This is a genomic window from Massilia sp. SYSU DXS3249 (assembly GCF_053668055.1).
The window spans coordinates 91,220-102,833 of sequence record NZ_JBSIPX010000018.1 but is presented as its reverse complement, the minus strand read 5'-3'; the positions used below and the strand labels follow the sequence as shown (position 1 = coordinate 102,833).

Sequence of the window (11,614 nt, the reverse complement as noted above, 5' to 3'; positions counted from 1 at the left end):
AGTATATCCATTACTATAATCACGACCGCATCAAGATGAAGCTAAAAGGGCTGAGTCCTGTCCAATACAGAACCCAGCCCTTAGCACTTCACTAGATCCAACCGTCCAACTTTACGGGGTCAGTTCAAAAGGTTCCGGCTTTCGTTTTTTACTACCGCGCCGCTCAGCCGTTCTTCTGCTGCAGCTCCACGCGCCGCGTCGCGCCGCTCGGGCCGGGGAAGCCGGCGAAGGCGCTGTGCACCAGGGCCGGCATGACGGCCGGGGTCGACAGCTCGCGGCTGGTGTTATGCACGGTCACGTCGAACAGGCGCTTGTCGCCCTTGTCCTTGATCGAGAGCTGCAGCTCGCGGCGGAAGCGGTGCTCGATCGAGACCTGGTAGCTCGGGAACGGATTCCAGAACGGGTCGTGCAGCGGGTGGTACCAGCCGGCGAAGCGGGCACGCGGGCCGAAGCGCGGGCCGTAGCCGTAGCGATAGTACGAATAGCCGTGGAACATCGGCGGCATTTGCTCGATCACGCGCACCGGCACGTCGGTCGTGGTGAAGCGCATCGCCACTTTCAGGGCGGCGGCAGTGGTGTCGGCTTCGCGGAAGCCCAGCTGCGCCAGTTGCGCGCGCACCAGGTTCTGGTAGCTCTGGTATTCCAGGGTGTTGTCGATCGCCGGCGGCGTCTCGAAGGCATAGCTCTTGTCCCCGATCTGGGCCGGCCACTGGTGGAAGGTGGTGACATCGCTGCGGATGGTTGTCGCGCATCCGCCGAGCAGCAGGGCCATCGCGGCGGCTGCTGTCATCATCAACAGGCGTTTCATTATTCTCTCCAATATTTTTTACGGAATTCGAGCGCCTAACAAAACCTTCATGGCGGCGTTGCGTTCGTCTCGCCGTACTAGCGTACTGTCTTCGACGACGCGCCTTGCCCTGAAGGCTTTGTTAGGCGCTCTTATCCGACTCTTAGGCTGCGCTTTTTCAGTCATTTTCGCAGATAAATTTACACATGGTTACCCTCTGCACATGCCGACACATTCCACCGCACGGAAATCGCGCGAAGCAGTGGAAATCTTGTTGGTAGAATAAGCCCTTCTTCGACTGTCATTTCTCGGACATCCCCATGCGCACCGACACGCCCCAGACGATTTACCGGAAAGACTACACCCCGCCCAGCTACCTCGTCGATACCGTCGAGCTCGGCTTCGACCTCGATCCCGCCCGCACCATCGTCGCCAACCGGATGACGATGCGGCGCAATCCCGACAGCGCCCAGCGCGAAATCGAGCTCTACGGGGAAAACCTGGAGCTGGTGGCGCTGCGCATGAACGGCAAGCTGCTGCGCGACAAGGATTACCGCATCGAGGGCAGCCTGCTCACGATCCCGAACACACCCGAGGAAGTGACGCTCGAGATCGAAACGATCTGCGCGCCGGAACTGAACACCACCCTGAACGGCCTGTACACGTCGAACGGCAATTTTTATACGCAGTGCGAGGCCGAAGGCTTCCGCGCGATTACCTACTTCCCGGACCGTCCGGACGTGATGGCCGTGTTCACCGTCATGCTGCGCGCCGACAAGGAAAAATACCCGGTGCTGCTGTCGAACGGTAACCTGGTGGAAGAGGGCGAGCTCGGCGACGGCCGCCACTACGCCAAGTGGGAAGACCCGTTCAAGAAGCCCTCTTACCTGTTCGCCCTGGTCGCCGCGCGCCTGGTCTGCCAGGAAGAGACCTTCAGGTTGGCCGACGGCCGCGACGCGCTGCTCCAGGTCTGGGTCGAAGAGGGCAACCTCGACAAGACCGACTACGCGATGCAGTCGCTCAAGAACAGCATCCGCTGGGACGAGGAACGCTGGGGCCTGGAGCTCGACCTCGACCGCTTCATGATCGTCGCCGTCAGCGACTTCAACATGGGCGCGATGGAAAACAAGGGCCTGAATATCTTCAACACCAAGTTCGTGCTGGCCAATCCGCGCGTCGCCACCGACATCGACTTCCAGGGCATCGAGGCCGTCGTCGGCCACGAATACTTCCACAACTGGACCGGCAACCGCGTCACCTGCCGCGACTGGTTCCAGCTGTCGCTGAAGGAAGGCTTGACCGTGTTCCGCGACCAGGAATTCTCCGCCGACATGATCGGCACCGAGAGCGGCCGCGCCGTCGGCCGCATCGACCAGGTGCGCACCCTGCGCCAGGCCCAGTTCCCGGAAGACGCGGGGCCGATGGCGCACCCGGTGCGTCCGGACTCCTTCGTGGAAATCAACAATTTCTACACCGTGACCGTGTACGAAAAGGGCGCCGAAGTCGTGCGCATGTACCAGACCCTGCTGGGCCGCGAAGGCTTCAGGAAGGGCATGGACCTGTATTTCGAACGCCATGACGGCCAGGCCGTCACGGTCGACGATTTCCGCCGCGCCATGGCCGACGCCAACGGCCGCGACCTGACCCTGTTCGACCGCTGGTACAGCCAGGCCGGCACCCCGGTCGTGCGCGCCGAAACCCGCTACGACGAGACGGCGAAAACCTATACGCTGAGCTTCATGCAGTCCTGCCCGGCCACGCCCGGTCAGCCGCGCAAGTTCCCCTTCCACATCCCGATCGCCGTGGGCCTGCTGGGCGCCGACGGACGCGACATGCCGCTGCGTATCAACGGCGAGGACAAGGGCAACACCGCCGTGCTGGAGCTGACGGAGTCCGAACAGAGCTTCGTCTTCGAGAACGTGCTGGAACAGCCGACGCCATCGATCCTGCGCGACTTTTCCGCGCCGATCGTCCTCGACTTCAACTACGGCGACGCCGACTTGCTGCACCTGTTCAGCCACGACAGCGATGCCGTGAACCGCTGGGAAGCCGGCCAGCGCCTGGCCATGGGCCGCCTGCTGAAACTGACGGGCGAAGCCGGCGTCGATGCGCCCCTGATGCTGGACGATACTTTCCTCCTGGCGATGGGCAAGATGCTGGGCGACGAAACGCTCGATCCCGCCTTCCGCGAGCAGGCCCTCCTGCTGCCGTCGGAGGGCATGGTGGCCGAGCAGATCGAGGTGGTCAATCCGCTGTCCATCCACCTGGCGCGCCAGTTCATGCGGGCCAACATCGGCGCCCGCCTGCGCACCGAATTGCTCGCGCAGTACGAAGCGAACCAGACGCCGGGGGAGTACAGCCCGGACGCCCTGTCCGCCGGCAAGCGTGCGCTGAAAAACCTGTGCCTGGCCTACTTGACGGCGGCCCAGGACGAGGAGGGCCTGGCCCTGGCCCAGCGCCAGTTCGACGAGGCCGGCAACATGACCGACCGCGTCGCCGCCCTGAGCGCGCTGATCCATTCCCGTGCCCCGGGCGCGGACGCCGCCCTGCAGCGCTTCTATGACGAGTTCGAGGACGAGCCGCTGGTCATCGACAAGTGGTTCATGCTGCAAGCCTCGGCGGCAACGACCGACGTGGCCGCCGTGCGCGCGCTGATGCGCCACCAGGCCTTCAACCTGCGCAACCCGAACCGCGCGCGCAGCCTGATTTCCAGCTTCTGCGCCGGCAATCCGGTACAGTTCCATGCGATCGACGGCAGCGGCTACGCCTTCTGGGCCGAGCAGGTCATCGCGCTCGACGCCCTGAACCCGCAGGTGGCCAGCCGCCTGGCCCGCGCGATGGACCGCTGGCGCCGCTACACGCCGGAACTGCAGGAGACCATGAAGAAGGCGCTGCAGCAGGTGGCGGGCCAGCAGCGGCTGTCGAACGACGTCCGCGAAGTGGTGGGCAAAGCGCTCGCGAATTAAATTAAAAGTAATCAATCCAAAGAAGGAAGTTCATGAAACGCGTCAGTCTCACGCAACACCTGGTGGAGCAGCAGCGCCTCCACAACAGCATTCCGGCCGAGCTGCGCCTCCTGATCGAGGTCGTGGCCCGTGCCTGCAAGCGCATCAGCTATGAAGTCAGCAAGGGTGCGCTGGGCGACATCCTCGGCAGCGCCGACACCGAAAACATCCAGGGCGAAGTGCAGAAGAAGCTCGACGTGATTTCCAACGAAATCCTGCTCGAAGCGAACGAGTGGGGCGGCCACCTGGCGGCGATGGCGTCGGAAGAGATGGAAACCATCCACCCGATCCCGAACCGCTATCCGAAGGGCGAGTACATGCTGCTCTTCGATCCGCTCGACGGCTCGTCGAACATCGACGTCAACGTCTCGATCGGCACCATCTTCTCGGTGCTGAAGGCGCCGGAAGGCATGCAGGATCCGACCGAAGAAGCTTTCCTGCAGCCGGGCTCGGCGCAGGTGGCGGCCGGTTATGCCGTCTACGGCCCGCAGACGATGCTGGTGCTGACCACCGGCGACGGCGTCCACTGCTTCACGCTCGACCGCGAGATGGGTTCCTGGGTGCTGACCCAGAGCGACATCCAGATCCCGCCGGCGACGAAGGAGTTCGCGATCAACATGTCGAACAAGCGCCACTGGCACCCGCCTGTCCAGCGCTATGTCGACGAAATGCTGGCCGGCAAAACCGGCGCGCGCGGCAAGGATTTCAACATGCGCTGGATCGCCTCGATGGTCGCCGACGTGCACCGCATCCTGAACCGCGGCGGCATCTTCATGTACCCGGCCGACATGCGCGACCCTGCGCAACCGGGCAAGCTGCGCCTGATGTACGAAGCGAACCCGATGGCGATGATCGTCGAGCAGGCCGGCGGCATGGCGACCGACGGCGTCAACCGCATCATGGACATCGCTCCGACCAAGCTGCACCAGCGCGTGCCGGTGTTCCTGGGTTCCAAAGAGGAAGTCGAGATCGTTACCCGCTACCACGCGGAATAAGTGTTTTTTTAGCAAAACCCGTGCGAAATTGCCGAGTCGGACTAGCAAGTTTGCCGGGTTGTTTGCTAGAATACGGCTCTTCGTCGGGATTGCCTGGCGTAGAGCCGCTGTAGCTCAGTCGGTAGAGCAGCGCATTCGTAATGCGAAGGTCACCAGTTCGATTCCGGTCAGCGGCACCAGAATTCAGCAGTAAAAAATAAAAAGGGTTGCATGCATAGGCATGCAGCCCTTTTTTGTTTGCCGCGCGCAGACTGGCTCCCGGTTGTCCGCGCAGCATCGTTCCTGGCAAAGCCATTGACATACGTTCCGGCGGGAACGGTGTGCCTTCTCTCTCTCCACAGGTATAGACTCATTTGTCCAAATGTATTTGTCATTCCTTCACCCGGGTCTGGCAATTTGCCGACCGCGCATGCGCGGCGCATTCACTGATCAGCAAGGAGAAATCATGGCCATCGACAAGTTTCAGGAATGTATAGACGCGTGCAATGCCTGTGCCGCCGCCTGCGACGAGTGCTCCACTGCCTGCCTGGAGGAGGACGACGTCAAGATGATGGCCGGCTGCATTGCTTTGGATATGGATTGCGCCCAGGCCTGCCGGCTAGCCGCTGCCTGCATGGCACGGGGCAGCCGGTTCGCCGCCGATGTGTGCCGCCTGTGTGCCGACATCTGCACCGCATGCGGCGACGAATGCGGGAAGCACCAGATGGACCATTGCCAGCGGTGTGCGCAAGCCTGCCGCCGTTGCGCCGAAGCGTGCCGGGCGATGGGCGCTGCCGCCTGAGGACAAGCGGCAGGCCGTGCCGGCTACCGATCGCGGCACTACGAGACGTGGTCGTCCAGTGGACGGTCACACCCCGTGCGGCAAGCCCAGGCTGCGATTGGCCGGCACCGCCACGTCGATCAGCTTCGGTTTCGGCAAGTCGAGTTCGCTCATCAGCCTGCAGAAGTCGGCGCGGCTGCGATTGGCGAGACGGGCGTTGTGGCGCTTCTCCCAGCCGATGGTCGACACGGCCTGGCCCTTGTAGTCGTGTCCCGGCCAGATGCGCGTCGCGTCGGGCAGCGCAAACAGTTTGCCGGTGACGCTGTCGTAGAGCGCCTCGCTGCTGCCGCCCTGGAAATCGGTGCGTCCGCAGCCGTCGATCAGCAGCGTATCGCCCGTAAACACGTTGCCGCGCCAGACATAGCTCATGCTGCCCGCCGTGTGGCCCGGCGTATGCAGCACCCGGATTTCCTCGTCGCCGAAGCGCAGCACGTCGCCATCGCTCAGTTGCACCTCGGCCGGCGCGATGCCGCAGCCGCCCGGCACCGCCGCCTGGGCGCCGGTCAGCTCGCGCAGCCGGCCGGCCGAGGTGATGTGGTCGGCGTGGGCGTGGGTTTCCAGCACGTAGACGAGGTCGAGCCCGAGGCGCTCGAGGTGGCGCAGGTCGCGCTGCCAGTGCCGGTCTACCGGGTCGATGATGACCGCCTCGCGTGCGCCCGGCGCTGCGAGGAGATAGGTGAAGGTCGACGATTCGGTGTCGAACAGCTGGATGGGATTCAGTTGCATCGTGCTACTCCTCATAACGGTAACGGGACTTCTCTACGACAGCGCCTTCACGATCATCGCCACGGCGGCGAGCGCGGACACGACTGCGAAACCTTTCTGCAACTGCGGCCCGGCCAGGCGGGCAGCGAGCGAACGCCCGCCGAGCATGCCGGCAAGCGCACCCGCCGAAAAGGGCAGGGCGATGTTCCAGTCCATGCCGCCGCTGGCGGCGGCGGCGGCGACGCCGGCCAGCGAAATCAGGGCGATGACCGCCAGCGAGCTGGCAAGCGCCGCTTGCATCGGCAGGTCGGTGTAACGCCGCAATGCCGGAACCATCACGAAGCCGCCTCCGACGCCGAGCAGCCCGGACAGCAGGCCGGCGAGGCCGCCAGACAAGGCCATCGCACGGGCGCATGGGCGGGTCCAGATGAAACGCCCGGTGGCTCCGTCGCGCACGCACGCGGGAGAGGCGGCAAGCGCCGGGCGCCGGCCCGACGCCTGCCTGTAGGTCTTCGTGGCCACATACAACAATACAAGCCCGAACAGCACCGCCAGCCAGCGGCCATCGGCTTGCCGTGCAGCCCATAGTCCTGCAGGCGACAGCAGCATGCCGGCGGCGGCGATCAACGCGGCCGCGCGGTAGCGCACCAGCCCGGCCCGCAGCCCGAGCACCGCCCCGAACGCGGCCGCCATGCCGACAGCCAGGAGCCCGACAGGTCCCGCCTCGGCGACGGTCGCACCGGCGCCGAAGACCAGCAAGGGAACGGCCAGGATGCCGCCGCCGGCGCCGGTCAGTGCGAGCACCAGCCCGACCACCAGGCCCAGGGACAAAGCAGTCAGCATGCCGCTTGCCTGCTCACGCGCCGGCGCGCATGCGCGCCGCCGACACCCGCTCGAGGACTTCGAACACGGCCATCCCTGCCAGCATCGCCAGCGTGAACGTCATCGGCTTGACGCCGCCGGAAGCGAGCGAAGCGAGCGCCGGGCCTGGACAATACCCGGCCAGTCCCCAGCCGACGCCGAAGGTGAGCGATCCCAGCACCAGGCGGCGATCGATGCCGGCCGCGGTGGGCAGGTGGATGGGAGTGCCCAGGAGCGAGCGGTCCAGGCCGCGCGCGTACCCGAAAGCGACGAGGCCGACCAGGACCGCGCCGCCCATCACCAGTGCCAGCGACGGATCCCAGCTGCCGGCCAGGTCGAGGAACCCGGTCACCTTTGCCGGATCGGTCATCCCCGATGCGATCAGCCCGATGCCAAAGACCAGGCCGGCTACCAATGCCGTTACGATGTGCATGTCATCTCCTCAGGCGAGCACGTGGCGCGCAATGTAGACCGTGACGAATCCGGCGAACATGAATGCCGCCGTGGCCGCCAGCGAACGCGGCGACGTGCGTGAGACGCCGCATACGCCATGGCCGCTGGTGCAGCCTGCGCCATAACGGGTTCCGACACCGACCAGCAGGCCCGCCGCCACCAGGGTGCCCGTGCCCGCCTCGACCGTGACCTCGGGCAGTGAGGCCGCCAGGCCATATACGAGAGGGGCGGCCATCAGGCCGCCGAGGAAGGCGATGCGCCATCCGGCATCGCCAGGCTGCACCCGCAGCAGGCCGCCGAGGATGCCGCTGATGCCGGCGATCCGGCCGTTGAAGAGGATGAGTAGCGCCGCTGCCAGGCCGATGAGCATGCCGCCGGCCAGTGCCGTCCAGGGCGTGAAATGGATCCAGTCGATCGTCATTCTTGCACTCCTTTACTGGGCAGGCAGAAAAGTTCGTAGAGGACGCCCATGATCGCAATGGCTTCCTTGCTCTCGAGTTTGTAAAAGATCTGTTTGCCTTCGCGCCGGGTGCTCACGAGGCCTTCTTCGCGCAGCACGCCGAGCTGCTGGGACAAGGTCGGCTGCTGGATACGCAGCAGCGTTTCGAGTTCGCTGACGCAGTATTCGCCTTGCGCCAGCTGGCACAGCAGGAGCAGGCGATCGGGGTTGCCCAGCACCTTCAACATGCCGCAGGCGCGTGCCGCAGCCGCTTGCATGGCATGCAGGTCGAGTTTGTGTGGTTCGGTCATCGTCGGTCCTCCTTGCGCTTCAATATTCCTGCGGATATTATATGCATCAACAATATATAATTCAATAGATTGTTGTACGCAATACGCACAAGGAGTCGATATGAACGTTCGTTATCTCGCTGAAGACTTTGCGGTCGCGCCGCAAGTGACGCCTGCGGAGCTGGCTGGCCTGCGCAATACAGGTGTGGCCACGCTCATCTGCAACCGTCCCGATGGGGAGGGCGATGGCCAGCCTGCGTTCGCCGAACTGGCGTCGGAGGCAGCGCTGCACGGCATCGAGGCGCATTATTTGCCGGTCGTGCCAGGCAAGATCACCCAATCCGACGTCGCCGCGTTCGCCGCGATTCTGGCCAATGCGCCGCGGCCGGTTCTTGCGTATTGCCGTACCGGTTTGCGCGCCGAGACGTTATGGCAGCAGGCCGCCAGCTTGCAACGCGATGGGGGCGGCGCTTGAGTTGGCGCCGGGCGCAGCCTGCTTCGTCACCCCTCAGCCCCGGGGAAGTGGCAGGGATGGGACATCGGCCGCGCTCGGCCTCGCCTCGGCAGGCCTATCGAAACGGCCGTTCGGGCAGCGCGCCGACTCCTGCGCCCGCCGCATCGACCGCCCCGGCGACATAGCCGGGGAAAGCGCGCGACCATTCGCTGGCTACGCCCGTGAGGCGGCCGGCCCAGGCGCCATCGCCCGCGCTCGCCAGCGGCGCGGCGCCATGGTCGCCGGCAGCGTCCAGGTCCGCCGCCGTCGCGGTGCGCGGATCGCTGGCCCAGTCCTTGATGAATTCCGCCGTCGGCGCGCCCGCCCGCGGGCCGAACAGGCGCACCAGCTGCGCGCGGCACTGCGCCTGCAGCACCTCGTCGGTGAGTTCGCGGCGCAGCCGGGCAGGCAGGGCGAAGAAGCCGAACAGGGCGGCGTCGCCGCCCGGGATCGAGGCGTCGTGGAGCTCGCCCAGCGGCCCCACCAGGCTGCGCGCGCCGCCGGACAAGCCCTGTTCGCGCCAGAACGGCGTCTCGTAAACGGCCACGTATTTTGCGTGGGGCGCCATCCAGGTCGGCGTCGCCTGCCATTGCCGGGCCAGGGCCTGGGGCAGGGCAGGGATGAAGGCGATCGTCTGCGCGGCCAGGCGCGGCGGCACGGCCAGCAGGACGTGCTCGGCCTGCCAGGTACGCGTGCGGCCGTCCGCGTCCTCGCTGTCCAGCTCCACGTGGGAGGGCTGTGCGCGCAGGCTGCGCACCGTCTGGCCGGTCAGGATGCGGTCTGCCCCGAGGCGGCTGCGCAGGGCATCGGTGAGGGCCTGCATGCCGCCCGCAAGGCGCATCGAGGGCGGCGAGTTGAGGTAGCCGGCGACGCGCAGCGGCGGCCCGGCGGGTGAGCGCTCGACCAGCAGGTCGCCCTCTTCGTACTGCGCGAAGCGTTCCAGCTCCAGCTGGCGTACCAGCCGGTCCAGCCCGGGCTGCATGGACGGCCAGAACCAGGTCGGGCCGAGGTCCATGCGGCCGCGCCGCGAGGGAGGGGCGGACGCGGATGCGGATGCGGAAATAATGCGGCCGCCGCAGGCCGTGTGCGCCTCCAGCAGGACATAGTCGTGGCAGCCCTGTTGTTCGAGCAGGTAAGCGGCGTATAGCCCGGCCAGGCCTCCGCCGATGATGGCGATGCGTGCAGTCTGCATGGTCAATTCGGTTGATCGCCGGCCAGGTGGCCGGTCTTGAGATAGAAGCTCACGCCTTCCGGGCCGGCCACGAGGTCCGGGACCTCGCCGGGAGGAAAGCGCATCCAGGTGCCGCGCCCGTGGCTGCCGTCGCCTTCGATGCTGCCGGCCAGTACCAGCACTTCCGCGCCGCCCGCCGCCTGCTCGAGGATGGCGGCACCCGGCTCCAGCCGCTGCAGCGACACCTGTTCGCGTTCGCTGGCAAACAGCGGGCAGACCATGCGCGCGCCTTCGCGCCGCCAGGCGGCCGGATCGCGGGTATCGATGCGGACCTGCGCCGTGTCGTCGGCCGCCATCTGCCACAGCTTCACGAAGATCAGCGCGCCGTCCCTGCTGGAAGGGCGATGGGACGATCCCGGCGGATTGCGCAGGTACCAGCCCTCGGGGAAGTCGTCGTGCTCGTCGGAGAAGACGCCGGACAGCACCAGGATCTCTTCGCCGCCCGGGTGCAGGTGGCGCGGGAAGTCGGACGCGGGCGCATAGCGGACGATGCTGGTGGCGCGCGCTTTTTCCTCGCCGATGCGGTCGAGCATCACGCGTTCCACCCCGGCCTGCGGCGAGGCGACCCACTGGTACTGCTGCGGCGCGACTACCGCGCGGCGCGAGAAATCTGCGTTGATGTACATGGTGTCCTCCGGCGATCCCTGAAATGTCCCGCTATTTAAGCATGTGCGGGACGACTCAGTTACGGCCGGCCATGACGCCGCCGTCGACGTCCCACACTGCGCCCGTGACCCAGCCTGCCTTGTCCGACAGCAGGAAGGCCACCGCCTCGGCCACATCCTGGGGGGTACCGACACGCCCGATCGGATGGAAGGCATTGAAACCCTGCAGCGCGCCGTGCACTTCGGCCTTCGGAATGAAGCCCTCGTAGATCGGGGTTTCCACCACTGCCGGCGACACCGCGTTGACGCGGATCTGCTTCGATGCCAGTTCGATCGCCAGGTGCTGGGTCAGCGCATGCAGGCCCGCCTTGGCCATCGAATAGGCCGACGACGGCGTCGCCGCAATGGCCTGCTTGCCCCACATCGAACCGATGTTGACGATGGCGCCGGGACGCCCGCCGGCAACCATGTTGGCCGCGACTTTCTGGGTGATGAAGAAGGTCGCCTTGTTCAGGGACATGTACTGGTCGTAGTCCGCTTCCTGGTGCTCGAGGAAGGGTTTCGGGAGGAACAGGCCGGCCGCATTCACCAGCAGGTCGATGTCGGTGTGGTCGCTGTCGATCGCGGCCAGCAGCGCGGCCAGGCCTTCGGCGCTGGACAGGTCGGCGCTCAGGGCCGACACCGGGCCGAGCACGGCCAGTTCGGCAGCCGCGGCTCGCGCCTTGTCGCGGCGGTTGCCGACGATGACGGCGCTGCCGCCTTCGGCCAGGACCGTGCGCGCGGTCTGCAGCCCGATGCCGCTCGTGCCGCCGACGACCAGGAGTTTCTTGCCTTCGAATTGCTTGCTCATGTGGGACTCCCGTTATGGCCCGCAGCTTGCAGGCCTTGGTAAATAAAAAGTTGTCGGTCGAGGTCCGGAGACCATCGACA

The 11,614-nt window shown here is 65.8% G+C and carries 14 protein-coding genes and 1 tRNA gene; 6 read left to right on the top strand and 9 right to left on the bottom strand.

Annotation, left to right across the window (positions count from 1 at the left end):
- A partial coding sequence (locus ACWCIA_RS19085; protein ID WP_454161710.1) for an IS3 family transposase occupies positions 1–95 on the top strand: 95 nt, incomplete at its 5' end.
- A gap of 68 nt (positions 96–163) precedes the next feature.
- Here ACWCIA_RS19085 and ACWCIA_RS19080 read toward each other — a convergent pair.
- Positions 164–808 (bottom strand): DUF4136 domain-containing protein, encoded by a 645-nt coding sequence (locus tag ACWCIA_RS19080; RefSeq protein ID WP_454165820.1) that lies wholly within the window; start codon positions 806–808, stop codon positions 164–166.
- A 299-nt stretch (positions 809–1,107) separates the two neighbouring features.
- On the opposite strand from ACWCIA_RS19080, the gene pepN reads away from it, so the two are divergent.
- From pepN to ACWCIA_RS19060, 4 genes are all read left to right on the top strand, one after another.
- Positions 1,108–3,753, top strand: coding sequence for an aminopeptidase N (pepN, locus tag ACWCIA_RS19075; protein ID WP_454165818.1), 2,646 nt, complete (start codon positions 1,108–1,110; stop codon positions 3,751–3,753).
- A 32-nt stretch (positions 3,754–3,785) separates the two neighbouring features.
- On the top strand, positions 3,786–4,787 hold the full coding sequence (locus tag ACWCIA_RS19070) for a class 1 fructose-bisphosphatase (protein WP_454165816.1): 1,002 nt from the start codon (positions 3,786–3,788) through the stop codon (positions 4,785–4,787).
- A 103-nt stretch (positions 4,788–4,890) separates the two neighbouring features.
- A tRNA-Thr gene (locus tag ACWCIA_RS19065) sits at positions 4,891–4,966 on the top strand.
- A gap of 266 nt (positions 4,967–5,232) precedes the next feature.
- Complete coding sequence (locus tag ACWCIA_RS19060) at positions 5,233–5,568, top strand: four-helix bundle copper-binding protein (RefSeq protein ID WP_454165815.1); 336 nt, start codon at positions 5,233–5,235, stop codon at positions 5,566–5,568.
- A 66-nt stretch (positions 5,569–5,634) separates the two neighbouring features.
- Here ACWCIA_RS19060 and ACWCIA_RS19055 read toward each other — a convergent pair whose 3' ends face one another.
- The 5 genes from ACWCIA_RS19055 to ACWCIA_RS19035 are packed head-to-tail and all read right to left on the bottom strand — an operon-like array spanning position 5,635 to position 8,376.
- Positions 5,635–6,333, bottom strand: a complete 699-nt coding sequence (locus ACWCIA_RS19055) for an MBL fold metallo-hydrolase (protein WP_454165814.1) — start codon at positions 6,331–6,333, stop codon at positions 5,635–5,637.
- A 33-nt stretch (positions 6,334–6,366) separates the two neighbouring features.
- A complete protein-coding gene (locus ACWCIA_RS19050) occupies positions 6,367–7,155 on the bottom strand; it encodes a sulfite exporter TauE/SafE family protein (RefSeq protein WP_454165813.1) in 789 nt (262 codons plus the stop codon).
- Between the two features lie 13 nt (positions 7,156–7,168).
- On the bottom strand, positions 7,169–7,606 hold the full coding sequence (locus ACWCIA_RS19045; RefSeq protein ID WP_454165812.1) for a YeeE/YedE family protein: 438 nt from the start codon (positions 7,604–7,606) through the stop codon (positions 7,169–7,171).
- A gap of 9 nt (positions 7,607–7,615) precedes the next feature.
- Complete coding sequence (locus ACWCIA_RS19040) at positions 7,616–8,047, bottom strand: YeeE/YedE family protein (protein ID WP_454165811.1); 432 nt, start codon at positions 8,045–8,047, stop codon at positions 7,616–7,618.
- A complete protein-coding gene (locus ACWCIA_RS19035) occupies positions 8,044–8,376 on the bottom strand; it encodes a metalloregulator ArsR/SmtB family transcription factor (RefSeq protein ID WP_454165809.1) in 333 nt (110 codons plus the stop codon). Before ACWCIA_RS19035 ends, ACWCIA_RS19040 begins: the two co-directional genes overlap by 4 nt.
- 100 nt (positions 8,377–8,476) lie before the next feature.
- Between ACWCIA_RS19035 and ACWCIA_RS19030 the strand changes: the two genes are divergently transcribed.
- Positions 8,477–8,830, top strand: coding sequence for a TIGR01244 family sulfur transferase (locus ACWCIA_RS19030; protein WP_454165808.1), 354 nt, complete (start codon positions 8,477–8,479; stop codon positions 8,828–8,830).
- 94 nt (positions 8,831–8,924) lie between these two features.
- On the opposite strand, the gene ACWCIA_RS19025 is transcribed toward ACWCIA_RS19030, so the two are convergent.
- The 3 genes from ACWCIA_RS19025 to ACWCIA_RS19015 are packed head-to-tail and all read right to left on the bottom strand — an operon-like array spanning position 8,925 to position 11,534.
- The gene (locus ACWCIA_RS19025; RefSeq protein ID WP_454165806.1) at positions 8,925–10,040 is read right to left on the bottom strand and encodes a flavin monoamine oxidase family protein; all 1,116 of its coding nucleotides are present in this window, start codon (positions 10,038–10,040) and stop codon (positions 8,925–8,927) included.
- 2 nt (positions 10,041–10,042) lie between these two features.
- Positions 10,043–10,705 (bottom strand): cupin domain-containing protein, encoded by a 663-nt coding sequence (locus tag ACWCIA_RS19020; protein ID WP_454165804.1) that lies wholly within the window; start codon positions 10,703–10,705, stop codon positions 10,043–10,045.
- A 55-nt stretch (positions 10,706–10,760) separates the two neighbouring features.
- Positions 10,761–11,534: an SDR family NAD(P)-dependent oxidoreductase gene (locus tag ACWCIA_RS19015; RefSeq protein WP_454165803.1), complete on the bottom strand. Its 774-nt coding sequence runs from the start codon at positions 11,532–11,534 to the stop codon at positions 10,761–10,763.
- Positions 11,535–11,614 lie beyond the last annotated feature (80 nt).

What these genes read in the sequence shown, in the direction of transcription:
- ACWCIA_RS19080 (WP_454165820.1), bottom strand. Translation starts at nt 808, where the DNA reads ATGAAACGCCTGTTGATGATGACAGCAGCCGCCGCGATGGCCCTGCTG.
- ACWCIA_RS19035 (WP_454165809.1), bottom strand. Translation starts at nt 8,376, where the DNA reads ATGACCGAACCACACAAACTCGACCTGCATGCCATGCAAGCGGCTGCG.
- ACWCIA_RS19050 (WP_454165813.1), bottom strand. Translation starts at nt 7,155, where the DNA reads ATGCTGACTGCTTTGTCCCTGGGCCTGGTGGTCGGGCTGGTGCTCGCA.
- ACWCIA_RS19025 (WP_454165806.1), bottom strand. Translation starts at nt 10,040, where the DNA reads ATGCAGACTGCACGCATCGCCATCATCGGCGGAGGCCTGGCCGGGCTA.
- ACWCIA_RS19045 (WP_454165812.1), bottom strand. Translation starts at nt 7,606, where the DNA reads ATGCACATCGTAACGGCATTGGTAGCCGGCCTGGTCTTTGGCATCGGG.
- pepN (WP_454165818.1), top strand. Translation starts at nt 1,108, where the DNA reads ATGCGCACCGACACGCCCCAGACGATTTACCGGAAAGACTACACCCCG.
- ACWCIA_RS19060 (WP_454165815.1), top strand. Translation starts at nt 5,233, where the DNA reads ATGGCCATCGACAAGTTTCAGGAATGTATAGACGCGTGCAATGCCTGT.
- ACWCIA_RS19070 (WP_454165816.1), top strand. Translation starts at nt 3,786, where the DNA reads ATGAAACGCGTCAGTCTCACGCAACACCTGGTGGAGCAGCAGCGCCTC.
- ACWCIA_RS19020 (WP_454165804.1), bottom strand. Translation starts at nt 10,705, where the DNA reads ATGTACATCAACGCAGATTTCTCGCGCCGCGCGGTAGTCGCGCCGCAG.
- ACWCIA_RS19055 (WP_454165814.1), bottom strand. Translation starts at nt 6,333, where the DNA reads ATGCAACTGAATCCCATCCAGCTGTTCGACACCGAATCGTCGACCTTC.
- ACWCIA_RS19030 (WP_454165808.1), top strand. Translation starts at nt 8,477, where the DNA reads ATGAACGTTCGTTATCTCGCTGAAGACTTTGCGGTCGCGCCGCAAGTG.
- ACWCIA_RS19040 (WP_454165811.1), bottom strand. Translation starts at nt 8,047, where the DNA reads ATGACGATCGACTGGATCCATTTCACGCCCTGGACGGCACTGGCCGGC.
- ACWCIA_RS19015 (WP_454165803.1), bottom strand. Translation starts at nt 11,534, where the DNA reads ATGAGCAAGCAATTCGAAGGCAAGAAACTCCTGGTCGTCGGCGGCACG.